General features: G+C 43.4%; 23 protein-coding genes and 2 pseudogenes. 11 read left to right on the top strand and 14 right to left on the bottom strand.

Going from position 1 to position 24,530, the window contains the following annotated elements; translation table 11 throughout:
* Together F6K51_RS16885 and F6K51_RS16880 are read left to right on the top strand one after the other, a co-directional pair.
* Positions 1 to 268 (top strand): annotated as a pseudogene (locus tag F6K51_RS16885) (IS1634 family transposase); the annotation flags it as partial.
* Positions 269 to 330: 62 nt separating this feature from the next.
* On the top strand, positions 331 to 729 hold the full coding sequence (locus tag F6K51_RS16880; RefSeq protein WP_293021988.1) for an ectoine synthase: 399 nt from the start codon (positions 331 to 333) through the stop codon (positions 727 to 729).
* Between the two features lie 228 nt (positions 730 to 957).
* On the opposite strand, the gene F6K51_RS16875 is transcribed toward F6K51_RS16880, so the two are convergent.
* From F6K51_RS16875 to F6K51_RS16855, 5 genes and pseudogenes are all read right to left on the bottom strand, one after another.
* The gene (locus tag F6K51_RS16875; protein ID WP_293021990.1) at positions 958 to 1,545 is read right to left on the bottom strand and encodes a phytanoyl-CoA dioxygenase family protein; all 588 of its coding nucleotides are present in this window, start codon (positions 1,543 to 1,545) and stop codon (positions 958 to 960) included.
* A gap of 29 nt (positions 1,546 to 1,574) precedes the next feature.
* Positions 1,575 to 1,847: a hypothetical protein gene (locus F6K51_RS16870; RefSeq protein WP_293021987.1), complete on the bottom strand. Its 273-nt coding sequence runs from the start codon at positions 1,845 to 1,847 to the stop codon at positions 1,575 to 1,577.
* A 522-nt stretch (positions 1,848 to 2,369) separates the two neighbouring features.
* Positions 2,370 to 3,205 (bottom strand): annotated as a pseudogene (locus F6K51_RS16865) (IS1 family transposase).
* Positions 3,206 to 3,351: 146 nt separating this feature from the next.
* A complete protein-coding gene (locus F6K51_RS16860; protein WP_293021986.1) occupies positions 3,352 to 4,215 on the bottom strand; it encodes a helix-turn-helix transcriptional regulator in 864 nt (287 codons plus the stop codon).
* Positions 4,202 to 4,378: a hypothetical protein gene (locus F6K51_RS16855; protein ID WP_293021985.1), complete on the bottom strand. Its 177-nt coding sequence runs from the start codon at positions 4,376 to 4,378 to the stop codon at positions 4,202 to 4,204. The genes F6K51_RS16860 and F6K51_RS16855 overlap by 14 nt, the downstream gene beginning before the upstream one ends.
* Positions 4,379 to 4,754: 376 nt before the next feature.
* Between F6K51_RS16855 and F6K51_RS16850 the strand changes: the two genes are divergently transcribed.
* Positions 4,755 to 5,357: a hypothetical protein gene (locus F6K51_RS16850; protein WP_293021984.1), complete on the top strand. Its 603-nt coding sequence runs from the start codon at positions 4,755 to 4,757 to the stop codon at positions 5,355 to 5,357.
* Positions 5,358 to 5,441: 84 nt separating this feature from the next.
* Here F6K51_RS16850 and F6K51_RS16845 read toward each other — a convergent pair whose 3' ends face one another.
* Positions 5,442 to 5,801: a hypothetical protein gene (locus tag F6K51_RS16845; RefSeq protein ID WP_293021983.1), complete on the bottom strand. Its 360-nt coding sequence runs from the start codon at positions 5,799 to 5,801 to the stop codon at positions 5,442 to 5,444.
* Between the two features lie 408 nt (positions 5,802 to 6,209).
* On the opposite strand from F6K51_RS16845, the gene F6K51_RS16840 reads away from it, so the two are divergent.
* The 3 genes from F6K51_RS16840 (at position 6,210) to F6K51_RS16830 (ending at position 11,892) form a co-directional block, all read left to right on the top strand.
* Positions 6,210 to 7,379, top strand: coding sequence for an IscS subfamily cysteine desulfurase (locus F6K51_RS16840; protein WP_293021982.1), 1,170 nt, complete (start codon positions 6,210 to 6,212; stop codon positions 7,377 to 7,379).
* Between the two features lie 1,922 nt (positions 7,380 to 9,301).
* Positions 9,302 to 11,263, top strand: a complete 1,962-nt coding sequence (locus tag F6K51_RS16835) for an Rne/Rng family ribonuclease (RefSeq protein WP_293021981.1) — start codon at positions 9,302 to 9,304, stop codon at positions 11,261 to 11,263.
* Positions 11,260 to 11,892: a ribonuclease HII gene (locus F6K51_RS16830; protein WP_293021980.1), complete on the top strand. Its 633-nt coding sequence runs from the start codon at positions 11,260 to 11,262 to the stop codon at positions 11,890 to 11,892. Before F6K51_RS16835 ends, F6K51_RS16830 begins: the two co-directional genes overlap by 4 nt.
* Positions 11,893 to 11,923: 31 nt before the next feature.
* Here the strand turns inward: F6K51_RS16830 and rppA are convergent, their stop codons facing one another.
* Complete coding sequence (gene rppA, locus F6K51_RS16825) at positions 11,924 to 12,598, bottom strand: two-component system response regulator RppA (RefSeq protein WP_293021979.1); 675 nt, start codon at positions 12,596 to 12,598, stop codon at positions 11,924 to 11,926.
* A gap of 199 nt (positions 12,599 to 12,797) precedes the next feature.
* On the opposite strand from rppA, the gene F6K51_RS16820 reads away from it, so the two are divergent.
* Entirely contained in the window at positions 12,798 to 13,505 is a 708-nt protein-coding gene (locus F6K51_RS16820; RefSeq protein WP_293021978.1) for an SDR family oxidoreductase, read from the top strand.
* On the opposite strand, the gene F6K51_RS16815 is transcribed toward F6K51_RS16820, so the two are convergent.
* Positions 13,506 to 13,655, bottom strand: a complete 150-nt coding sequence (locus tag F6K51_RS16815; RefSeq protein WP_293021977.1) for a hypothetical protein — start codon at positions 13,653 to 13,655, stop codon at positions 13,506 to 13,508.
* 19 nt (positions 13,656 to 13,674) lie between these two features.
* On the opposite strand from F6K51_RS16815, the gene F6K51_RS16810 reads away from it, so the two are divergent.
* The 4 genes from F6K51_RS16810 (at position 13,675) to F6K51_RS16795 (ending at position 16,200) form a co-directional block, all read left to right on the top strand.
* The gene (locus F6K51_RS16810; protein ID WP_293021976.1) at positions 13,675 to 14,097 is read left to right on the top strand and encodes a FolB domain-containing protein; all 423 of its coding nucleotides are present in this window, start codon (positions 13,675 to 13,677) and stop codon (positions 14,095 to 14,097) included.
* The gene (gene folK / locus F6K51_RS16805; RefSeq protein WP_293021975.1) at positions 14,094 to 14,492 is read left to right on the top strand and encodes a 2-amino-4-hydroxy-6-hydroxymethyldihydropteridine diphosphokinase; all 399 of its coding nucleotides are present in this window, start codon (positions 14,094 to 14,096) and stop codon (positions 14,490 to 14,492) included. The genes F6K51_RS16810 and folK overlap by 4 nt, the downstream gene beginning before the upstream one ends.
* 215 nt (positions 14,493 to 14,707) lie before the next feature.
* Positions 14,708 to 15,367 (top strand): ATP phosphoribosyltransferase, encoded by a 660-nt coding sequence (hisG, locus tag F6K51_RS16800; protein WP_293021974.1) that lies wholly within the window; start codon positions 14,708 to 14,710, stop codon positions 15,365 to 15,367.
* A 59-nt stretch (positions 15,368 to 15,426) separates the two neighbouring features.
* Entirely contained in the window at positions 15,427 to 16,200 is a 774-nt protein-coding gene (locus F6K51_RS16795; protein WP_293021973.1) for a DUF1350 family protein, read from the top strand.
* A 381-nt stretch (positions 16,201 to 16,581) separates the two neighbouring features.
* Here the strand turns inward: F6K51_RS16795 and F6K51_RS16790 are convergent, their stop codons facing one another.
* The 6 genes from F6K51_RS16790 to F6K51_RS16765 all read right to left on the bottom strand — a co-directional run bounded on the left by F6K51_RS16790 (position 16,582) and on the right by F6K51_RS16765 (position 24,473).
* Positions 16,582 to 19,110, bottom strand: coding sequence for a serine/threonine-protein kinase (locus F6K51_RS16790; protein ID WP_293021972.1), 2,529 nt, complete (start codon positions 19,108 to 19,110; stop codon positions 16,582 to 16,584).
* A gap of 413 nt (positions 19,111 to 19,523) precedes the next feature.
* Positions 19,524 to 20,327, bottom strand: a complete 804-nt coding sequence (locus tag F6K51_RS16785; RefSeq protein WP_293021971.1) for a hypothetical protein — start codon at positions 20,325 to 20,327, stop codon at positions 19,524 to 19,526.
* 676 nt (positions 20,328 to 21,003) lie between these two features.
* Entirely contained in the window at positions 21,004 to 21,249 is a 246-nt protein-coding gene (locus F6K51_RS16780) for a DUF4278 domain-containing protein (RefSeq protein ID WP_293021970.1), read from the bottom strand.
* Between the two features lie 39 nt (positions 21,250 to 21,288).
* Positions 21,289 to 21,411 (bottom strand): hypothetical protein, encoded by a 123-nt coding sequence (locus F6K51_RS16775; RefSeq protein ID WP_293021969.1) that lies wholly within the window; start codon positions 21,409 to 21,411, stop codon positions 21,289 to 21,291.
* Between the two features lie 428 nt (positions 21,412 to 21,839).
* On the bottom strand, positions 21,840 to 21,974 hold the full coding sequence (locus F6K51_RS16770) for a hypothetical protein (RefSeq protein WP_293021968.1): 135 nt from the start codon (positions 21,972 to 21,974) through the stop codon (positions 21,840 to 21,842).
* A gap of 51 nt (positions 21,975 to 22,025) precedes the next feature.
* Positions 22,026 to 24,473, bottom strand: coding sequence for a GH116 family glycosyl hydrolase (locus tag F6K51_RS16765; protein ID WP_293021967.1), 2,448 nt, complete (start codon positions 24,471 to 24,473; stop codon positions 22,026 to 22,028).
* Between the last annotated feature and the right edge of the window lie 57 nt (positions 24,474 to 24,530).

Here is a 24,530-nt window from a genome sequence, read left to right as displayed (position 1 = left end):
TCTCTTTGATGACCGTCTTTGTTTATTGGTTTACACTCTCGCCCAAAGAGCCTTACGCCAAGCTCTCGCCCGGACTAAGCAAACTATTAACAACCAATTGGGTAAGCCGACGGCTACCCCGACAATGCGGTGGGTATTTCAGTGCTTTCAGTCGATTCATTTAGTTATCCTAGGCGGAGTCGAGCAAATTGTCAACTTAACTCATGAGCATCACAGGATTCTTCAGTTTCTTGGTGCTCCCTGCCAAAAATATTATCTACTGGTGTAACAAACCTGCGGAATGTGGGATACAATATGTAGTAATTAGTATATGTAAATAAGAAATACTATATGATTGTACGTCGCTTAAAAGAAATTATTGGAACAAAGCGGGAAGTTAAAGCACCAAATGGCAACTGGACAAGTCGTCGTTTTTTATTAAAAGATGACCAAGTTGGCTTTTCTCTACATGATACTTTAATTCATGCTGGAACAGAAACTTATATTTGGTATAAATATCATATCGAAGCTGTTTATTGTGTAGCTGGAAATGGAGAAATAGAAGACATAGAAACAGGTGAAATACATCCTATTTCAGATGGTACTTTGTATTTTTTGAACAAGCACGAAAGACATTATTTAAGAGCAACAGAAACCATGCGTATGATATGTGTATTTAATCCTCCTTTGACTGGAGAAGAGGTACATAATAAAGAAGGTTTTTATGAAATAAATAGTGAGTCAAGCTAATAAAATAATCAACTCCAACAGAGACTTTTTGTAAGCATTCAGCCGTCAGCCGTCAGCCGTCAGCCGTCAGCATTCAGCTGACGTAACAAAGATTAAACGAATGCTTACTTGTTTTATTTAAAAGCTCAAAGCTGAGAGCTGAGAGCTGAGAGCTGAGAGCTGAGAGCTGAATGCTTACGACTTTTTGATAATTTATAGATAAATTCTATTTGATTTATCTATAATAAATTAATGCTCTCTTGATGCAATAAATTCTGGTCTTGGTTTTGTGCCAGCATAGGGAGATATCAATTTATTGTATATACTATTGTAAACAAAGAAAAGATTATATCTAGGAAATGGTGATAAATTGTCAGATGAACCATGAATTATATTACAATCAAAAAATATAACCGAACCTGCTTTGGCTTTAAACGAAGTTATACCATGTTTCTTGATTATTTTGGTGATTGAGTCTTTTGTAGGTACGCCATATTCCTGTTTCTTTAAAGAGTGTTTATAATGAGCTTCTGGAGTTTTCCCCGGACATTGAATAAAGTATTTATGAGAGCCTGGTACTAGTAGTAATGGACCATTAAACTCATTATTATCAGTAAGCAAAATAGAACAGCTTACAGCTCTCATGTTAGGCATACCATCTTCACTATGCCAAGTCTCAAAATCTGAATGCCAATAAAACCCTTTACCATCAAATCTATCTTTACAATTCATTCTTGATTGATGAATATACGTTGGGCTTCCTAGCAATGCTTCTGCAATATTTAAAATCTTCCGACTGTAACAGAGTTTTTTAAATATTTCATTAGTTTTATGAATATTAAATACAGACCTTACGATTTTAGAGTCTATCTCTCTAATAATTTCTGGATTTTCAGATTCTTATAAGGATTTTTTTTTATTTTTTTAGCTTCATTTTTTAAATTATTTAATTCATTAAAATATAACATCTTTTCAATAATCAAGTACCCATTTTTTTTATAAAAAGTAACTTCTTTGTTATCAAGTTGAGCCTTTTTAAATTGTTCAATAGTACCATAAATGATTTGCTCTTTTCTTTTAATAAATCCACTCTTGTCTCCCCTAGAAGGGTACAGATCTTGTGCCACCTCAACTTTCATAGAATTATTTCTCCAAATATATTGGAATTTTATAAGTTGTTAATGCTACTATTCCAGTATCCATAATGATACCCCAAAATAATGTTTAAATTACTTTTTTTAGTGTTTGGTTTTGAAGCAATCATCAGTTTTGACCCTGGTTGACTGACAAAAGTTGGGAATAAAGCCCCAAATACCTTTCTCTATAAACTTTTTCGGCTCCAAGGAAAAAGCCTATTCGGTATCTGTTGTTTAACAGGTGAATCGAGCGGGTGAACTCGCGACCACAACTACCGCGCTTATAAGCTTTTCACGGTCTGATGGCTATAAACGCGCTTAGCCCCCATCGGACAAGCATTCTGGAAGTTTTGTCAGTCAACCAGGCGACCCCCAGTGCTATCTTAACAGAAATACTACCTCGTAACTTTTTGTTGCAACCTCCAAGGTAAGGATTCAGGGGTGGTGCATTAAAGAAGTGTGGGATAGCTAAATCGTGATTGTCACGGTAATGGCACGATGCACTACTCAATAGCAGTAATGGTGTTAGCAAAGTGTGGAATAGGTGATTAAATCATGCCAGCTCCAAGGAGCGATAGCTAATCCGGCTCTTTGTGCTGCTGTATTGTGATGCACGACTATGAATCCAAATCCAATTGAAATAGCTGACCACTAACCTTACTGTTGCCTCAGTTTGCTTCCAGGCTTTGGCAAAGCAAGTTCTGTCGGCGATGCCACCGTCGAGTCTGCTGGCGGACAATTCCGGAACGTTCGCTCTAATTTTTGGGTCTGGTCTTTACCGTCAGATGTGTTTGACATCAGTTGGTAGAACTCGCTCATACCCACCCCAACCATCTGTATGCCATTGTTGACAATCTGTTTTGCCTTCTGTTTTAACTAGGAATTGAGAGATCAACTCGTCAGTATGCTTGCCCACTCTAGCAGCAAGAATTAGTCCGTTTCCAAGATCTTGATTTATCCCAATCCAGCAATCTCCCACTATCATCTGATCTCGGAGACAGTGAAATTGTTTTTTTGCACAAATGACCAAAACTCATCGCTAGTTATCTGCTCTGTTTCTACCTTTTGCACAAGAGCGTTATGAACCATTTGTCCAAATAGAGAAGCTTTTCGGACATTACTCACCACTGTGTTGTATGCCAGATGCGTAGTACGGCTAACTCCTCTTAAACTGCAACCTTGCTGCGATCGCTTGTAATACTGCACGGATTTGTTCAGGGTTCACAAGTCGATCGGTAATAGATAGTATCAAAGGTTTCTGTGAAAGTCTGCCGACAAACTCGACAGTAATAGCGTTGACAACCCTTGCTAGTTTTCCCGTGTTTATGAGTCTTGTGATGACCACACAGAGGACATTCCATAACATTGAAGTATTTTATTTACCTCTGCCATCTTACCATTCCCACACTTCTGTGATGCACTACCCGCAACGGTTTATGTGTAGAAAGTTTCTTTATCTTCACCGTTGACAGTCAACCGTCAATCGTCAACCGTTAATAAAACCTGGTTAACACAGAACTGAACTAGACTTGCTAGTCACTCCATTACCACTGTCTTCTAAATTCTCAATAAAATGACTCCAAGGTTCTGTGTAAGTTTCTGTGTAAGTTCTCGAAAAATCTAGAATAGGAGTTTCTTGTGCTGACCCGATCCAACCACTCACTGGAGAAATTAACGGGAAAAGCCACTCATAGTAACTCTGGGGAAACGGAGTACTAGAGAGTTCCATGATGCTCTTATAAAATAGCCCAAAGGTTCCTGGGTCAATTTTGTGCTTCTCGACAGCGACTTGGATAAATTCCTCTGGACTCAAGCCTACATAACTTTGGCAGATTGTCACCCAATTCTTTAATCGTCGCCTGGCCTTTAAGCTCAGTGAAATAAATTTCACTCCCTTGAGTTCCTCAAATTTAGGAGACTGATTTAACACCTCCTCTAGGCCGGTGGTATCTGTCGAACCACTGAATTCCCTTTGCAACCGTTTAGCGATCGCTAAATTAATCTCAACTAATTGCTGTACTGGTCGCCACTGAAGCTCTGCCAAAATCTGCTCCATGGAAATAGGTGGTGTCAAAGTAGAGGAACTCGATTTCTTGTTTCGCTCAATGGCTTCGAGAGGGTTTTCCTCACTGACCAAGAAGCTGATCAACTCTTCCGTTGTCCAACCAATACCTTTAGCCAGCCTCTCTAGCTTCTCTAAGCTGGGAGTATTATCACAATTCATCCAATTTGTCAAGGTATTGTTAGTGACATTGACTTGCCTAGCAAGTTCCCGGACACTACCCAATTTTTGAGCCAGTACCTTAATCAATTGACTTAGCCTTTGGTGAATTTTGCTGTGTTTTAAGGAACTGTCTTTACTTGTGTCCAATTTTTTTACCACTCTGTTCTGGTGACATAATGTAACACTTCCCGATCTGGTAAGTGTGGGCTTGGGCGTGGTCATTCTCGGCTTTGGTAGGGAGCACTAGAAATCGAAATTGACCCCAGCTGGCAACCATGCGATCGCATAGCCACAACCGAAGCGCGTCCATATAGCACTAGGCATTCAAATTAGGACATTGTCTTGATGCAAAGCGCGAGTGGGGGAAACCACGGCAGTTGCTCATGGGGGGAACCCCCAAGACCGCACTGCCTCCCCAAGACCGCGCTGCATCGCTCCTAAACTCCGAAACGTGAGTCTAGCTTACTTGTGACTTCTGACTTCTGACTTCTGACGCTAAGCGTAGCGCTATACCACCATGCTGCCCAAACATGAATGGAGCATCGCTAATCTTCTCCGTGAAAACTCAGTGGTAACTCCCCGGTGGGCAAAAGAGTATCTTACGTATAATCACGGTTGTTCAATATTTTTAACAAAATTATGATGGTTGTGAAAAGGGTTGAACATCTACATTACATCTACACCATATGTTAAAGCATCAGAACTGGGAGAAAAGGGTAACCGCTAAGCAAAGCAATACCCTTGCTCAGGAAAATCAGCAACTCAAAATTAAGTCAGATAAGTGCTACATTCCCATGACAAGTGGCCACGGTGGTTCTTCAACGTTAGTCCGTTGGAAGCAGAAAGTCACTACACAGAAAGTCACTACACAGAAAGTCACTACACACAATCGAGTGAATTTCTCGAGCTACCCACTGTGCCCTCCCCGCTACACCAAACCCGAGAAGCCTGTAGCTCCCCAAGAACAATTAAGTAACTTACAAGAAACCTGTGGTAAAATCATTCATCTGCTCTGTACCTCTGACTATGGGAAACTGACTCAAGATGAATTGAACAGGAAGTGCCGGTATTCAGAAGAGCGACTTGCCCAAGGACTGAAACAGCTTGAGCTTGAAAAAGTAATTGAGTTCAAGTGGGGCATGTGGGTGATCATTAATCATCAACCCATCTGTCCTAAATGCGGTCTCAAAACTCGTGTAGTTAATTCTGCCTTGACACCAGGGAAAATTAAATCAATCTGTTCAACATGTCTTGAGTTAAAGCGTATTCAGTCAAAATTGCCGTTTTGATGAACTGCACTAAATTCTTAAAGGGTGGAGTGTGTTGTGAGGATAATGAACAGCGAAAGCTGCAAAAAAATGGACAATGGAAAATTAACCATCCATTCTTGATGCAATAGCTAGTGGGGGTTTCCCCCAAGACCGTAATGGTGCGTTTTCCTTGTCTTGATGCAGTCGCTCATGGGGGGAACCCCCAAGACCGTAATGGTGCTTTTTCCGTTGGCGAATTAAATTCGCCACGGGTCGCACCTCTGCATCGCTAGGCGAATTAAATTCGCCACGGGTCGCACCTCTGCATCGCTTGGGTAATGGGATTTTAACCAGTAGCCCTTGGTGATCTAGGAAAGCAGTGCAACATTTAACCTGTACAAACCTACTCACAAGTAGATAGGACGATGGTATAGCATTAGTTTTAACTAATGGTTGTTGCCGACAAAGCAATGCCAAAAGCATTGCGCTAATTTTCTTAATGGAGGCTCTGCTGCCTACTCTCAAACCGCACTGTCACTTCACTCAGTCCATTATTTTACGTCGCTTAACTTACGACCAGCTGATCAGCTTTTAGTTCTTCGTTGGGCGGTAGTGTTCCCTTGTTAAACAAGTTACTAACTTATTTCATTATAAAATAATGGATAATGTTTGACAAAGTTTAGAGAGCTATAAGGCTAATAGTTGCACCTCTCAAAAACTGTGGACTTGAGATCTAGGAATTTAATTTGAGTGGTGAAACATCTTAGTGCGCTTTCCGCTCTTTGTGCTCGCCTCCTCCCTATCACCTGATGATGGGGTGATCAGGTCATGGGGAGGAGGTTGATCATAATGTATCCCGTAGCAGCTCCAATTTGTAACTAACGAAAAACCATGCATCGCCCAATTTACCTAGACTGCCATGCCACAACACCTATGGATGAACGGGTGTTGGAGGCAATGTTACCCTACTTCACTGAACATTTTGGCAATCCATCGAGTATCAGCCATACCTATGGCTGGGAAGCTGAAGCAGCGGTGAAACAAGGTCGTCAGATTCTAGCAGATGCTATCAATGCCACACCAGTCGAGATCATTTTTACTAGTGGTGCCACAGAGGCTAACAATCTAGCCATTAAAGGGGTGGCTGAGGCTTATTTAAGTAAAGGACGTCACCTGATTACCGTGCAAACTGAACACAATGCTGTTCTTGACCCCTGTCACTATTTAGAAACCCTAGGGTTTGAGGTGACATTTCTACCGGTAAAAGATGATGGACTAGTGGATTTAAGCCAGCTAGAGCAGGCTTTCCGTCCTGATACCATATTAGTGTCAGTGATGGCAGCGAATAATGAAATTGGAGTGTTGCAGCCTTTGGCCGAGATTGGGGATCTTTGTCGCCAGCATAATGTACTCTTCCATACAGATGCTGCCCAGGCTATTGGCAAAATCCCCTTGGATGTGCAGTCGATGAAGATTGATTTAATGTCCTTGACAGCCCATAAAATTTATGGGCCAAAGGGGATTGGGGCTCTCTATGTCCGGCGTCGTAACCCCAGAGTAAGGCTTGCACCCCAGCTCCATGGCGGTGGACATGAACGAGGGATGCGTTCTGGCACACTTTATACCCCTCAGATTGTGGGGTTTGCTAAGGCTGTGGAACTGGGGTTAGAAGAACAACCCTCAGAATCTCAACGGTTGATAGAACTCCGGGAGGGTCTGTGGACCACTCTCTCTAAACTAGAAAGTATCCAGATCAATGGTCATCCTACCCAGCGATTATCCGGAAACCTTAACATTAGTGTGGAGGGAGTAGATGGCGCAGCCCTGCTGCTAGGATTACAGCCTGTGGCAGCCGTTTCTTCTGGCTCCGCTTGTTCCTCAGCAACTGTAGCTCCTTCCCATGTACTATTAGCCCTAGGACATCCGGAAAATCTGGCTTATGCCTCCATCCGGTTTGGAATTGGACGCTTTAATACCATGGCAGAAATTGAGCAGGTGGCTGAGCATACGATCACAACGATTCAGTCTCTGCGCCAATCTCAAGCTGTCAAAATTAATTGAACAAAATGGTTGAGCGCAGTCCCTAGGCATATTTTATAATTTGGGTGGGGTAACCGAAACCAGCTTTTAAATTGCAAAGCGTAAGCTTCTAGGCTACGATCACATCGGTACCACAAAGGAGATTTCGCTCCTTAGCTGAACCGCGAAAAGCCCCGCACTTTACCTTTATTGGCTAGGTGTCCTATGGGAAGCGCAGGGTAAGAGTCCCAAAGGATCTTACCAATGTGATACACTAGGAATGGTAGCGATGCAGCGAGGTCTTGGGGGTTTCCCCCATGAGCAACTGCATCAAGACAGGGAAGATAAATTAAGAGCTAACCGCAAACATATGTGCCTCAAGACCCTAAATCTAAGCAGTAAAGCTGCTGAAACAGGGAGATTCAGGAGATATAGACAGAAACCCTGAAGAATTTCCAGACCTCTGGTCAGGAAATAGTCAGCTAACAAAAAATTAAAACTTTTGGATAGATTGGTAGCAACTGGGTAGTTTGTGGTAAATCCCGAACAGTGCCGATAAGGGGTCAACTGACTTTCAGCTATCGGAGCTGTGGTTAGCCAAAACCATCGCGCATAGCCTGTTTTAGCTTCCTCCGCGAGAAGCCCCACACCTCAATGCGCAGCATGAGTGTTTAAAGTTACCGTAAGGATAGGGTCGCCTTTATGGTTAGTCGGTTAGGCGAAAAGGGTTAAAACTTTTTGATTAAGGCGACCCTATCTATCGGTTTCGTCTCCAGGGATGAATCGCGGGCAGGAACTCTGATAAACAGCCTGAAAAACGTTATAATAAAAATAGCAGGGAAGACAAATTAAGAGCTAACCGCCACCTGCGTGTTTAAAAATAGAACTTTTTGTATTGTTCCGGTGCGGAGGGGCATCCCGTATCGTTAATAAAGCTTACCGAGTATCCTAAGCAATAGCTGGAGTTGGTAAGAAGCCCACACTGAACCGTGCTTGTCAGTGTGGGAGTATGTCACCATAGGTGCGCTTTCCTAATGCGAATTAAATTTGCCACTGGTCACACTTCTTGATGGGGGGAGTGGCTTAACCTCCATTTTTGTATCAGTTATATCAGTGGCAAAGTAATCCGTTGTCTATATTTCAGAGTGCGACTGGATAGAGACAGGGATTCACAAGTGTTAGTCAAAATCCTCAGAAAATCGGTTAGAATTATTTGAATCCACAAGAGTCACGTGATCAATTTGTCAGGCTTAACATCCCCCGAAGTCCCTACGGGATTATAGGAAAGGCGAGGCAGATTGCGAGACAATTACACATAGGTGCGCTCTTACTTGGCTATTTAAATTCGCGTGATTGTGCGCTTTACTTTGGCTCGGGAACCCGGGCTTCTTGGGTCGCGCCTTTAGGCAAAGCCCAACGCAGGGCGCGTTCGGGCGCGCACCTCAAAAATTTTCGACTTTGCGACAGAACATCCTACTGGAAAGCGAGTCTTAAAGTAGAGAACTAATGTCGCACCTCCAAGTGGTACAATCAGCAGAGCCGCTACAATCCCATTCACCAAACAAACCCCCTGTCAGCACCCCCCTTTAAACAGACGGGGCTTCGAGACAGTTTCACCGCCATTGACTACAGCCATTGACTACAGCCATTGACTACAGCCATTGACTACAGCCATTGACTACAGTTTTCGATTGACCGTAGGTCACGCTACGCGAACAAACAATGAGCAACAAAATAGTTAAGTGGGCTTTCCGTGATGGCGAACGCGCCCCGCGTGACCTACGGTCAAGGCATTGCTCGCCATCACGGGTCGCACCTCTAGTTATTCATAGTCTATTTATTAGTCTCTGTGGCCGATCAGTTTAATGGCAGTAAATCACCGAACATTTCAGACCTAGAAATAGAGTACGACTCCTATCGTTAACTGTAGGACTAAGCGTACCACGAAGTTTTGAGGAAATTGCATGCCAAAGCAAATTATTATTGCAGAGCAACATCAACTTGCTGCTGTATTTTGGGAAGATCAAATTCAAGAACTAGTAGTTGCCACCGGTAATCACCAGGTCGGTGATATTTATCTAGGCATTGTAGAAAATGTCTTACCGGGTATTGATGCAGCATTTGTCAATATTGGGGATCCTGATCGCAATGGTTTTATTCATGTGACAGATTTAGGACCATTGCGCTTGAAACGCCGGTCTGGTGCGATCACCGAACTGCTGACTCCCCAGCAGAAGGTGTTGGTGCAAGTGATGAAAGAACCTACTGGTAATAAAGGGCCCAGGCTTACAGGTAATATTAGTTTACCCGGTCGCTATTTGGTGCTGATGCCTTATGGCCGAGGAGTAAACTTGTCTCGGCGGATTAAGAGCGAAAGTGAACGTAATCGCCTCAGAGCTCTAGCAATTCTAATCAAACCATCGGGCATGGGAGTGCTGGTGCGCACCGAAGCCGAAGGCAGAGCCGAAGAAGCCATTATGGAAGACTTGGAAAACCTGCAAAGACAATGGGAAGCTGTCCAGCTCGAAGCAACCTCTACCAGAGCACCAGCCCTACTTAATCGGGATGATGATTTTATTCAGCGTGTCCTCCGGGATATGTACACTGCTGATGTTAATCGGATTGTGGTGGATTCTAGTACTGCAGTCAAACGGGTTAAACAACACTTGTTGAGCTGGAGTGGAGGTCAAGCACCAGAGGGGGTCTTGATTGACCATCACCGCGATCGCATGCCAATTTTGGCATACTTCCGGGTCAATGCTGCAATTCGAGAAGCCCTCAAGCCAAGAGTAGATTTACCATCTGGTGGCTACATTATCATTGAACCTACCGAAGCTCTAACCGTAATTGATGTGAACTCTGGTTCCTTTACCCGCTCAGCTACAGCACGGGAAACGGTTTTGTGGACTAACTGTGAGGCAGCAACAGAAATTGCCCGCCAGCTGCGCCTACGTAATCTAGCTGGGGTGATCGTTGTTGACTTTATTGATATGGACACCAGGCGGGATCAGTTGCAGGTTCTCGAACACTTCAATCAAGCCCTAAAAGAGGACAAAGCCCGACCACAGATTGCCCAGCTTTCGGAACTTGGCTTAGTGGAACTGACTCGCAAGCGCCAAGGGCAAAATATTTATGAGTTGTTTGGTAAAAGCTGTGCTACCTGTGGCGGCTTAGGACATCTGGCACATCTTCCCGGTGAAGTCGAAGCAGAAGCACTAGAGACCTTAGCACCAATCCCCTTACCAGCAGAGCGAAGCATTCCACAGTTCAACGAACCCGTAGACTTATCTTCTGAGAATGATAATGAGTTGGACTTGCTCAATCACCCCAGTTATCAGGAACGGGGAGCGGTAAATAATCGCCGCCGCCGCCGCCGTCGTATTGATGACCCAGTGATTAGGGAAGAACCAATTACTAGGGGAGTCAATCGGGTGATCTCTGTCTCATCCAACTTTGATGCCATCACAGAACCCGAGGTATCCACCTCAGGAGTAGAAAAACCTCAGCTAGTCAAGTTTGCTCAAGAAAAGGAACCACCAGAATTGGTCAGGGTTGAAATGAGCCCAGAAGAACAAGATGTTTATGCGTTGATGGGCATTTCCCCTATACTAAATTTAGACCGAGAGGTGAAAGATCCTAGGTCAGCAATTATCTCAGTGTTACTGCCGGGAGAAAAAATCGAGGATAATGAAGAAGAATTATCCAATTCAACTACCGATTCAACTACCGATTCAACTACCGATTCAACTAATAGTCAATCCTCCATCGACGATCAGCTAGAGTTAGACGAATCAGACTTGGTGCAATCTACTGCTGCCACAGCAATTCCAGAAACTGGATCTGATCAACTTATTACTACCAATGGCACCATTAATAGTCCCCCCATAGTGCGCCGCCGCCGTCGCCGCTCTTCAGCAGATAAATGACAACGGACAAAGTCACTGAAGTGTTTGAGTTACCGGATCAATCCGGTACTCCTTCCTTAGTGGCTGGAGTAGATGAAGTAGGGCGAGGTGCCTTATTTGGTCCAGTTGTGGCAGCAGCAGTGATTTTACCTGTATCTGTCCTGCCACAACTGGCTATAGCTGGCGTTAAAGATAGTAAAAAGTTGTCCCGGAAACGACGCCAAAGGCTGTCTCAAGAAATTCAGGGATTGGCACTGGATTGGACTATTGGTTATGCCACTAGTGCAGAAATTGACCAGCTCAATATCTTACAAGCCTCATTGTTAGCTATGAAACGGGCTGTGCTTAAATTAAAAGTTAAGCCCGATATTTGTCTGATTGATGGGTTACACGGGTTGCCAGATTTACCGATAGCACAACGAAATCTAGTAAAGGGGGATCAGCGATCGCTTCATATTGCAGCGGCCAGTATTGTAGCCAAGGTGTGGCGTGATGATTTAATCATTCGTCTAGCTACCAAGTATTCAGAGTATGATTTGACAGCCAACATGGGCTATGGTACCAAAAAGCATCGGTTAGCACTGCAAAAATACGGACCATGTCGGCTGCATCGCATGTCCTTTAGCCCCTGTAGTCAGGCTAATCAATAAATAAGTTAAATTATTTATTAACAAATAACAATCAACCAAATCGATAACCCTTACCATAAACTGTATGGATCAGGGGGGCGGAACCCTTAATTTCGATTTTGCGACGCAACAAACGAACTAGAGCAGCTAAATTGTTACTTTTTGGGATTTCCTCAGATGGCCACAAATGTTGATAAATTTGCTTGTGGGATAATAATAGACCAACATGGCTCATGAAGTACGCTAGCAGTTGGCTTTCTTTTTCTGATAGCTCAATTGGGCGTCCGTGGCGATAAGCTATTTGATTGGTTAAGTCTAATTCTATTTGTCCAACCCGTAACCGCTGGCTGGGATTGGCATCAGTCGCAGCAGAACGCCGAAGCAGAGCCCGGACTCTAGCGAGTAACTCCCGCAGTTCAAATGGTTTAACTAGATAGTCGTCAGCACCAGCATCTAATCCCATCACTCTGTCATCTACAGTGTCCTTGGCGGTTAGAAAAAGAACTGGGGTAGTGGTGTCATGCGATCGCATTTGTTGGCAAATTTCTAACCCAGAAATGTGCGGTAGCATCCAGTCTAAGATTAACAAGTCATAAGCGCCAAGGGATGCTAACTCATTTCCTGACGCGCCATTATACGCCACATCTACAGTGTAACCTTCACGAGTTAATACCCGAGACAGGGGGTCAGTCAGCTCAATTTCATCATCTACTAAAAGGATACGCATTGATTTTGTTGATAGTTGACGGTTGACGCTTGACTATCAACACAATTATAAGACTTACGCAGCGACTCTATCTGTAGCGTGGGTTATTAACGAAGCCTACTACTTGTAGTTAACAGCCAAGTCATTGATATACTATTTTAGTTAAGATAAAGTTAATCATAGGGTAATTATAATTTAAGGGCTAGAAAGACAAACCAGTATGGCTTGGGCATTGGTTACAGGTGGCACCAAAAGGATTGGTAAAGCGATCGCATTAGACTTGGCGAAACAGGGCTATGATCTAGCCATTCATTACAACCGTTCTCGCCAAGACGCGGAAATCCTAGGGGAACAGATCCAGTCCCTAAACCGAAATTGTCGGTTTTACCAAGCTGATCTAACCTGTGACCAAGATATGCTTAATCTTTTGCCAAGGGTGAAAGCAGATGTTCCTGAGCTTGATGTGTTGGTGAATAATGCTTCCATTTTTGAACCAGCAACCCTCAAAGAAACGGAACTTGACTTGTTTGACAGTCACTTTGCTGTAAACTTTAAGGCTCCGTATTTCTTTACCCGTGATTTTGCTCGTCTTTATCAAAAAGGGAACATTATCAATATTATTGATACCAGAATCAACAAGAATGATTTTTCCTATTCTGCTTACACATTAGCTAAGAAAGCCTTGGCTAACTTAACGGAGATGGCAGCTTTGGAGTTTGCTCCATATATTCGAGTGAATGGAATTTGCCCTGGGTGGATTTTACTTCCAGCCGGGGCAAGTGAACAGTATATCGAAACACTTAGACAAAGAGTACCCATGCATAGCCAGGGCAATGTGGATCAGATTTGTCAGGCTGTTCGCTATTTGCTCTCTAATCAATTTGTTACCGGACAGTTTTTATTTGTGGATGGCGGTCAACATTTGTAATCAACTGTAAGCCGCCCGCTTTTCAATTATAACTGATAACTGATAGCTGACGGCTGATAGCTTACCGCTGATAGCTGACGGCTGATAGCTTACCGCTGATAGCTGACGGCTGATAGCTGACGGCTGATAGCTGACAATAAACTTAATCAAGACTATATACATCAAAAAAATGACAAAACTTACTGATATCACATCAATAAAAGTTAATGATTTCGGGAGGCAAAAACAACACAGTTATGTTGAAGCGCTGCTGGAAATAAAAAATTTAAGACTCCGCACGATAATAGGATTTAATGACTGGGAAAGAAAAACTAAACAAGATGTTGTGATTAATATTAAGGCTGGCTTTACCCCAGGAAATTCTACAAAAAGCGATCGCGTTGAAGATACCCTAAATTATAAAACCCTAAGCAAGCGTGTAATTAAAGCAGTGGAAGAAAGTAAGTTTAATTTACTAGAAAAGCTAACCCAGATGATTTTAGATATTGTAATGGAAAATCCCCGGATAATATGGGCTAAGGTCAAAGTTGATAAACCTTTTGCTTTGCGATTTTCCGATTCTGTGTCTATAGAATTGAGTGCTAAACGATGAATGAAGTGCTAGTGAATGAAGTGGTAGTAAGTGTTGGCTCTAATATTAAACCTCATGAAAATGTAAAATTAGCCAAATATAATTTATCAAAAACTGATAATTTTGTTAATGAATCTCGCTTTTACATAACAGAACCCCTAGGCTTTACTGAGCAACCTGATTTTCTAAATGGTGCCTTTTTAATTCATACAGAAGACTGTTTTGAGACCTTTCGTCAAAAACTTAAACAAGTCGAAATTGACCAAGGGCGGGTGAAGCAATCCAATAAAAATGGACCGCGCTGTATAGATTTAGACATTGTGGTCTGGAATCGAAGGATTGTTGATCCTGACTTTTATCAGCGGGATTTCATTAAAAAAACTGTGCTAGAGCTGATTCCTGATTTAAAGGTTTAACAAATAACTAATGACGTACCTCCCGGAATCATAAGTATTCAACAGGTGCGACCTGTGGCGAATTTAATAATTAGATGCGGAAAGCGCACCTAAGTAAATGATTAGGTTGGTGGTAATTTGAGGAGCACGGGTTTCTATAATTGAGCTTCTACCGGTATAGTTGATCTGATCAGTGAACTAATTTACACCCTCCCAAAGCTCCCGAAGCTCCCCATATGATTACCATCGCATTACCCAAAGGCGCACTCCTAAAAGACAGCATCAAGCTACTGCAATCCGTTGGCTTAGACTTTAGTGCCTTCCTAGACTCCTCCAACCGCCAACTCCAGATTCAAGACCCCAGTCAAACGGCTCAAGCTCTACTGGTACGAGCTCAAGATGTACCGGTTTACGTCGAATATGGTCAAGCTCAGTTGGGGATAGTTGGTTACGATGTGCTACGGGAAAAAACCCCGGCAGTGGCTACCTTAGGTGACTTACACTTTGGTTATTGTCGGATGTCATTGGCAGTTCGTGCCGCTAGCTCTTATCTAAGCCCTTTGGATTTGCCAGCTCATGGTCGCGTAGCCTCCAAGTTTGTTCACTGTGCTCGGGAATATTTCAATAACCTGGATTTGCCAGTGGAAATTATCCCGCTCTACGGTTCTGTTGAACTTGGTCCGATTACCGGGATGTCGGAGGCAATTGTGGATTTGGTGTCCACAGGTCGTACCTTAAAAGAGAATGGCTTGATTGAAATTGACATTTTGTATGAGAGTACAGCACGACTGATTGCCCATCCCATCAGTTATCGCCTCGATATTGATGGTATGAACAATTTGATTGAGCAGATTCGAGAATTGACTAAGGTCAGTGCTGAATCTTTAGTGAGTTAGTTACGATTCTTTAGTTAGTAGGGTGTGTTAATAGAGCACCCTCGCAAGTAGAGTATAGCATGGACTGGCAAGAGATATCTGGTAACTGGGTTTTAATCCCCAATCGTCCCACCGGGATTATCCATTTTCTGGGTGGGGCATTTATTGCTACAGCTCCCCAAGTAACCTACCGATTGTTACTGGAAAAATTAGCAGCTCAAAGGTATGCAGTGATTGCGACACCGTTTGTGAATACCCTCGACCATATTGCGATCGCACGAGATGTACTCAACCGCTTCGAGACTACTCTAAATCGCTTACAGGTAACCAATGTTTTAAGGAAACGGTATCTACCCATCTATGGTATAGGCCACAGTATGGGGTGCAAACTGCATTTGTTGATTGGCAGCCTCTTCAGTGTAGAGCGAGCTGGTAATATCTTGATTTCCTATAACAACTATTCCGCTGACCGTGCTATCCCCTTTGTGGAACAGTTAAACCTCAATCCTGTCTTTCAGGTAGAGTTTACTCCCTCACCCCAAGAAACTAACTATCTGATTACTCAACGCTATCAAATCCAGCGTAATTTACTGATTAAATTCACTGATGACGAGATTGACCAAAGTGTTAGCTTGACCCAAGCCTTACAGAAACGTTTTCCAAATATGGTTGCCCTACAGCAGATACCAGGAAATCATTTAACACCTTTAGGGCAAGATGTCACCTTAAACCCAGGGGCAGTTTTTACCCCATTGGATGCCGTAGGTCAGTGGGTCAAGCAAGAAGTCTATCGCGATTTAAATCGGTTGCAACAGGAAATTTTGCGATGGTTAAATCCTCTAGCAGTGGCTTAAGGTTGTTCGCGTAGCGTGGCCAATAGGCCAAGGTTATTCTGTTGAAGGTTATTCTGTTGAAGGTTATTCTGTTGAAGGTTATTCTGTTGAAGTGGCGTAGTGGCGTGGCACACCTAAAAATGTTTGTTGGGTTGAGCGGTAGGGAAACCAAACAAAGCGTTACTGGTGTTGGGTTTCATTCTTCAACCCAACCTACGCTTATTGCACCATTTTAGATGTGTCGGTCCAGTAGGGTGCGTTAGGGACCGGCTCACCTGGATTTTTGGCCTATGGGCCAGGGTATGACAGCCGGTCCCGTAACGCACCACGATCAGCCATCGGTTGAAGCTTGTTCCCGTAGCGTGGCCAAAGGCCAAGGTTATTCTATTGAATGACTAATCACTAGGATAAGGTTTCGTCAGACTCTAGCACTGTGGTAGATTCCGACAACGGAACAGTTTTCTGTGAACTGGAACAATCACTATCGGGCATGGTTTCCTCCTCTAGCACTGTGGTAGATTCTGACAACGGAACAGTTTTCTGTGAACTTGAAAAGTCACTATCGACCATGGTTTCCTCTGGTTCTGGCAAGGTGGAAGCCTGAGATTGTAGCGCTACCGATGACTCAGGGCTACTAAACGAGAATCTTGGCAAGGTTTTGGTTAAAGGTTTCAGTGCTTCTAATACTTCCTGAGCCGACTGATAGCGACTTCGGAAGCTATAGCGCACCATTTTGTTGACCACTGTAGCTAATTCAGGACTGACCTGTGCCTTATCGAGCCAAATTACTTCTCCAGTTATGGGATCTGTGGGTAATTTGCTAGGAGGTATGCCAGTAAGCGATCGCACAGCAATCATACCTGTGGCATAAATATCACTGTTAAATCTTGGACTACCCACAGCTTGTTCATTAGGCATATAACCTTTAGTACCAATGCCCACCGTGAACTTAGTCAAATTTCGTCTTGGATGCAATTGATTAGTAATTTCTTTAACAGCGCCAAAGTCAATTAGCACCAGCTTCTGATCTGATTTGCGCCGAATTAGATTATCAGGTTTAATATCTCGGTGAATCACACTGTGACTATGGACAAACTGCAATGCCTGTAGAATATCTACCACTATCCCAATGACGTTGGCTTCAGGAAGAGGTTTCGGTAGTAACTCATTGCTGAGAGGATGACCATTAATGAACTCTTCAACTAGATAAAATTCTTGATTTTCATCAAAATAAGCTAACAGCTCAGGGATTTGGTGATGTTTGCCCAACTTTTCCAGAATTTCTGCTTCCGTTTGAAATAACCGTCGAGCCAGTTGCCAGTGTTGAGGATTATTGCTAGCAGGTTTGAGCTGCTTGACCACACAGGTCGGATTTCCCGGTCGCTGGGTGTCTTCAGCAATAAAGGTTTCGCCAAATCCTCCGGCACTAAGTCGTTTGATGATTTGATAGCGTCCACTTAACTTAGTCGCTAATAGTTCTTGTTCCCTCTCCTCCAGCAAATTCCTTAAATCATCCTGTCCAGAGATAATTTCTTGGACAATGGGCGCAGAAACGTAATGTTTAAGAGTTTGGCGTAGTTGCTGTTTGTTCTTCAGGTCTTGAATTGCTCCCATAGCGCTACAGAAAATACCACTGAGAGTCATGCTAACTAAAGGCACTGCTGTAGGCAAAATTAGCCCCTCATACACGAAAAATAGATAACTGATTCCTCCCCAAGTGATTACCCCGAGCACTGTCCAGCCTAGGCAAACTTGCCATCGCTTAATCCGACTGAATAAGTACCTGACGACAGTAACCCCTAAGAAGATCAACACTCCTCTGTGGATAGGATTGGGAATTGCTTGGACAATGGCACGACCTTCGAGTAGTGTTGCGATCGCATTAGCATTGATTTCTACCCCAGCCATTCTGTCGGACACAGGAGTCCGATGAAAATCTGGTAATGAGCTAGCAGTTGGTCCAATTAACACAATCTTGTCTTGGAAAGACTTACCATCCTCTAGGCGAGTGTGCCAGCGATTATCATCTAAGACATACCAGAAGGGAATAGATGTAAATGCATCCGAACCGTAGAAGAAAATATTCTCTGCTTTGGGCTTCGTCCTCAGTCCTGATTGCTGAGCAGCTGCCTTCGCGTAGCGTGGCCTTTTGGCCAAGGTAGCCTCATTAAAGGAAGGTACTGTAAAAATCAGCTGATCAGATGTTTCTGCCAATTCTGGATTATTCTTAGCCCAAACTTTGGGAAACTGATTGGCTAGACGATAGATTCTGCCATCCGGCTCAATGGGATAATTAATAGAACCTACAGATAGCTGGGGTCTCTCAAACACAGAATTTGGCTTAACTAGCTTGATAGTCTCACCTTCAACAGTTTCGTAAGTCTCATACATAGCGGCCAGAGTAACCCTTTCGCCATAGTTTTCCAGCACCTCTCTCAACCGTTGATCATCTGCCTGGCCGTAACTACTGGGACTATCTAACACAATACTGAGGGCGACAGACCTAGCTCCAGCAGCCATCACACGCTCAATTGCTGTAGCATAAGCAGCTCGTTTCCAAGGCCAGCTTTTGATAAGTTCTAAATCAGTTAGTGCTTGAGACTCATCATTATAATAGGATTGATTTAAATTCAGAGACTCCTCATCAATTGCCAAAATCACTATATTGTCTGGGGGAGTCACCGGACCCCTAAGTTGGAAAAACCAAGCTTGGGTTTGTCTTTCCATCCGTTGCACTCCCTCCCAATCCCGAGCCGTTGAAATTGATCCGAATAGGGGAAAAAAAACAGCTAGTATAAAACCTAATCTAGCTGGATTTAACCGAGTGTTATGCTGTGATGATGTATCTTTATTTGTAGAAATATCTGTATACTGAGTTGGTGTATGGGAAGGAATAATCTTCCCGAACCACCCCCTAGGATTAATAAACATTTTGATTATTTTAATCGTTTATTATCTATAGTATCGAAGCAAATTTATTAGCTGCATAAAGATTATTAAAGCCTGTTTAAAAAGTTGGTTAAGGAATAATTTCAACAAGACTTACGGCAAACTGAAACCAAACTCTATAAATAGTAGGGTGCGTTATTAACTAGATTCACTGCGTAATATCATGTCCGGGAGCATTGGTATTGTAAAGGTTGGGTAATCGGTAATTATTAATCGGCAATGACTAATGACTAATGACTAATGGCTAATGGCTAATACCAATTTTGGAAATTACGGCTACACATAAATTTTATCTCCCCATCTCCCCATCTCCCCATCTCCCCACACTCCCTACTCCCTACTCCCTACTCCCTACTCCCTAAAACTATTGAAAACTACTATCAATTAAATTGGTATTACGTCATCCCAACCCGTTTGGTTCTTAGAGTAACATTAACCCCTTCAGTGGATTGCTCCAATACTAATAATGGCGTTGGTTTTGCCTTTTGATCCCAACGCATGCAAACAATACGTCCTTGAATTGTTGGTTGCCAGGTATCATTGTCCGCATCTGGACTAAGAAATGTTTCAATACAGTCAATAATTTGGCTAACGGTTGCCGAGGTGCGTTGAGTGGGTAATTTCATTAACTTAACTTGAATACGGAAAAGCACTCCCACACTGCGTTTACCTCGAATTTCAGTCTCGTACTTAACATCAAATATTTCATTAATTTTACGACCTGACGTACTAGCAACACCGATAACATTTCTAGAGTCTTGAGTAGGTCGTAATGCTATACTGATTAACTGTTTTATTCGAATTTTAATTTGATTGATAACTCCAAAGTGGAATACCTCTTCTTCCATTCGCATTCTGAGGTAGTCCAGATTAAATTCCCGCGAGTGAACCAAATCGGGATTTGATTCCATTTTCCGGATGGTATTAAGCGCCAGCTTTAACTTTTTTCGGAGATCAGCAGTTTTATACTGCTCCAATTTGAGCTTTTTGTCCCTATCCTTGAATTGCAGCTTACCATACACTACTAATCCAATCACCACTAAAGCTAGTCCAATAGACACAAAAATCCAATGATTAAAATTCCCCAGTTGCCCAGCAGAGCCAGACGTCTTGGGAATGGTAGATGGAGGTGAGGATGCAATTTTCACAGGTACAAAAACCTGAGTCCGTGATTCTCTGAAGATGAGATGATGGGACATAATCACTATCGAATAAAACTCAAAACCTCTTGACTAGGATTACCTTAGCGTGGATATCGTAAAAAATTTGTAAGCACCTGCTATTATTCGCTTTTGAATCAGTTAGTCAGAGACAAATGCTAATTCGCAGTATCTACATATAAATGTTTTTTACTTTCTTTTGGAAGCCTTTGTCCTTCTCCTTAGAAGGAGTGCTACGGAACTTCCCTTGTCCACTGCAGGAGTGGAGCTTCAAGCCATATCCATCCATGGCCTTTGGGCCACGCTACGCGAACGGTGATTAGTTTCGACTAGTTAGTCTTTGGGTACTAACCTATATCATAACCTGGTGTTCGCCACCAGTTTCTAGCTATAAGGAGGCGCACTAGCTGAACCAATCATCCAGAGGTTTTCCTCAGCAGAAGCGTCCCAAGGATATAACGGGCTTTCCGCACCCCTACGGGAAGGCATCCAAAGCATCTATAGTATTGTGCCAAGTATTGTGGCAATTTGGGTAAGCAATTGAAGCCTTTTCCATGGAAGCCTTTTGCCTTAGTTTAGTAATAGTGTTGCTATGGTAGATTACCCAAAGCCCAACTTAAGGAAGAATTTCAAGATACTCTATAGCTTATGTATCTAAGCATTCAGCTAAGGCCGATTGGCGCTATAGCTGATATGGGATAAGGCAATAGCTTAGCTATTTAGAACAAGGATGCTTTGCTCCGTAACGTTGCTTAGTAAAATCAATCGGTTTACCCCAAACAACGTGGAGATAATATGCCCCACGATACTTTAATTTACCGATCGCTTCCGGTAAAAGCACACCGTTGAGCTTTGGCTGTCGCCAACGGATACCACGATACTTACCAACAATTTTTTCTAATTTCATCTCAAAAGTTACCGGTTTATTTTCATAGGTAATACCACGGTAAGTGAATTTCATTATTTTATCCTCTTAATTGTTTGTGATATCTGTAATTGATCACTCCAAGTCAGAGCCTATACTTAGATAATTACCGAAAGTTAGACTAACGGAACAGTAAGCATTCAGCTTAGAGCTATCAGCTATCGGCTGATTGTTCGCGTAGCGTGGCCCAAAGGCCAAGGTTGTCCAAGATAACTGATGTACTCGTTCCCCTCAGGAAAATTCCTAAGTTTTGCTTGATTGAAAAACTGACGGCTGTTGTGCTGATACCTGAATGCTTACAAGTAACAAATCTGAGTGAGTGACTTTACTCCTAACACCCTTGATTTTATGTAGAGAGCAGTTGAGTGGTAGCTAAACCCAACAAAACTATTGCCAAGGTTGATTTCACTATGTTAAAATAAACCCTTGCAGCTATAAAATTCAGTCAACCAGGTAAGAAATTGACCGAAACAGCAATAAATTTAACTATCATCTTGATGATACCCAAGCTGCTGTAGTTTGGAATATCAATCAGGATTGCTCCCTTAGCTACCTTCTTATTGGTCAGTTGATCATCAGGACATTATAAAATTTGCCTATCGGATTTTCCGTTGAGAAACCAGTGATTAGCCCATCTTGCTGATAGTGTGGCAATGCGTTCGCGTAGCGTGGCCTACGGCCAATCGCGTAGCGGCTCCATTCGCGTAGCGTGGCCCATTCGCGTAGCGTGGCCAATAGGCCAAGGCCAAGGAGCATCCCATAACTAATCTCATCACTAAGGGTACACAACCCCCGCCATTACCTGTCTTTTTCTAGTTGGTATTATCGTTAAGCATTAAATAAACTGCCCAAATGCCCATGGCTCGCAAATAGTGACTAGCCCGGAATGTCCCTACTGCTGTAATCGCTTCTGGTGTCCTAAATTGCAAGCCATGATCATAAACCTGCCCCACCACTGCTTCAGTCATACCTAAAGCTTCATCTTTCATGCCTTGCTGAATCAGAAATGCTGCTAATCCAAAATTAATTCCTGTCCACACTTCCATCGGATGAGTAGCATCGGGATCTTCTGGTGTGCCATCGGGTCTGACTCCATTAGCTGCTCCCAGTTGACCCTGATGGAACTTTAAAAAACAGGCATCATACACAGTCTTGAGGGCTGAGAGAGTACACTCTGGTGGTACAATATCCGGTAATCCCAGTAACTGAGCATAAAATTGACCACATAACTGGTCTGCCATCACCACATCTGAGCCACTTTCACTATCTAGTTGATAGTACTGCCCATTCCACAGCTTTTCTTGATAAATTGGCATAGCTTGTGCTAACCATTGGCGATAGCAGTCAATGGTGTCTTGAATGGAATCTAGCTCAGGTACTTCTACTAATGGGGATGTTGGTGGATAATTCTTGGTCAGAATTTCTCCAATTGCGATCGCACTCTCTAAGGCCGCTAACCACAACCCCCCACAGTAAGCACTTACTCCCTGCAATCGCCAATCATCAAAGGTCTGATCTGGTGCGCCATAGTTTTCGGGGATCCCATCTCCATCTTGGTCAAACCCCTTGAGATAAGCCAGTGCCTTGACAATGGATGACCAGCACTCCCACAAAAAGTCTATATCTGTAGCGCTAGAAAAAACAAAATCCCGATAGACTTGTAAAACAAAGTCACTGGCTAAATCCTTCCACTGGTTACAATCCTGGTAGCTAGTATAATTGGTCTGTTGCCAAGGATGCTCATTGGGCGCTCCTAGGTCATGGGGAGTAGCATCCGCAATTTTACGGACAGCTTGAGCTTGGTTGTAGCCAATAATACGTATTGTTTCATCGCTGGTCGGGATAGCTCGGGCAAAGGCTTCTAACACCGCTTTATCCAGTTTCGGCCACAGCATTGCTAGGGCAAAAGAACCATAGAGCCGCACATCCAGGCTTTCGTACCAACGGTAATCTAGACATTCTAATACACCAAACTGTCCAATTGGGTCAAGTTCAGTTGCTGCTGTCCAGAGAGTACCGCCATCCGTGAGCAAGTAAAGCTCATTAAACAAGGCCATTTTGAACCAATTCGGTAAATCCTCCTGATTTAAAATCGGTTCTTGCCATGATTCAATTTGTTCTCGCCACAGATCATGGTGCTTGAGAGCAGTGCGCACCATTGACCAGCCATTATTACCGTTGCGTCCAAAAAAATCCGTGTATCTCCGGTAATAGTTAATACCTAATTTAAATTCTGTCACCGGGAAGTCCCAAGCCAGGATAAAGGTAATTTTGCGGGTTTTACCTGGACGAAGAGTAAAGCGAATTGCGATCGCGCACGCAATTTGTTCTCCTGGTGCCGCTGGGGTTTCATCTTGATGGTCTACCAAGCTACCATCCGTAGCAAAGGTATCCCAAACCTCAGCACCATCACCAACTGGATTCCAGCGACCGTGGTAAAATACCTCCATACTGGGATTAGTAACTGTAGCGAGGCACAATTGCCCTTCCCCTTCTTTAATCTCATCCCCCAGTCTCACCCGGTCTAGAACAAATCCGACCCGATAGTGATCCACAACCCACTGATTCAAATTCCCCGTACTATCTCCCCACCGAGGCTGGTACTCATACACCGGGCTGCCATCATCCCTTACCCGCACCTCGGGATTTTTAATTGCATTGGTAAACCAACCCACCATATTCTGCCAAGTGAGCATGATGCTAAGGGTAATGGGGGTATCAGTAGGGTTATGAGCGGTCCACTCAAACACCGCCACTGGGTAACTACTTTCCTGATAACATCCTGCCCAAATCGGGGAAAACTGCTCACAGGTTAGTTCAGTCTGAAAGACATTTTTATAGGTAAACCAACTGCGAGGATACAAAGCATAGTAGTGACCAGAAACCTCTGAGCTGTTTTCCTCACCTTTGCCTTGTGTTGGATACCATTGCCAAGAGCCCAGCTGAGCATCCTCTGGTGGTTGAGTACATAAAGCATAAGCCTGGGCTAGAGAATGCTCTGGTTGTTCAAATACACTAAATTGACAAGGGGGGAGGCTTTTAAAGATGTGTTCTCCCCCATCCAAGTGCCATAAATTAAAATCTCCTCGGGGAGAGCGACCAATACAACCAGCACCAAATCCCCCCAAGGGCATGCCGTGCCAGGGACCATCATCAAGATTACTTGGGTAACGGACAGTATAAGGGTTATCCCAGCCTAGTCCCAGGGGGCGTTGCCAGCTACACTCAGGAATTTTTGGGCGTGGTTGTTGATAGATCATTCCCTGATTGTCACATGCTCACATAACTATCGATTAAATATCGATCAAGGTAAGACT

It is taken from the genome of Moorena sp. SIO3I8 (genome assembly GCF_010692325.1).
Taxonomy (GTDB): Bacteria; Cyanobacteriota; Cyanobacteriia; order Cyanobacteriales; family Coleofasciculaceae; genus Moorena.
This window is presented reverse-complemented; position numbering and strand designations above follow the sequence as displayed.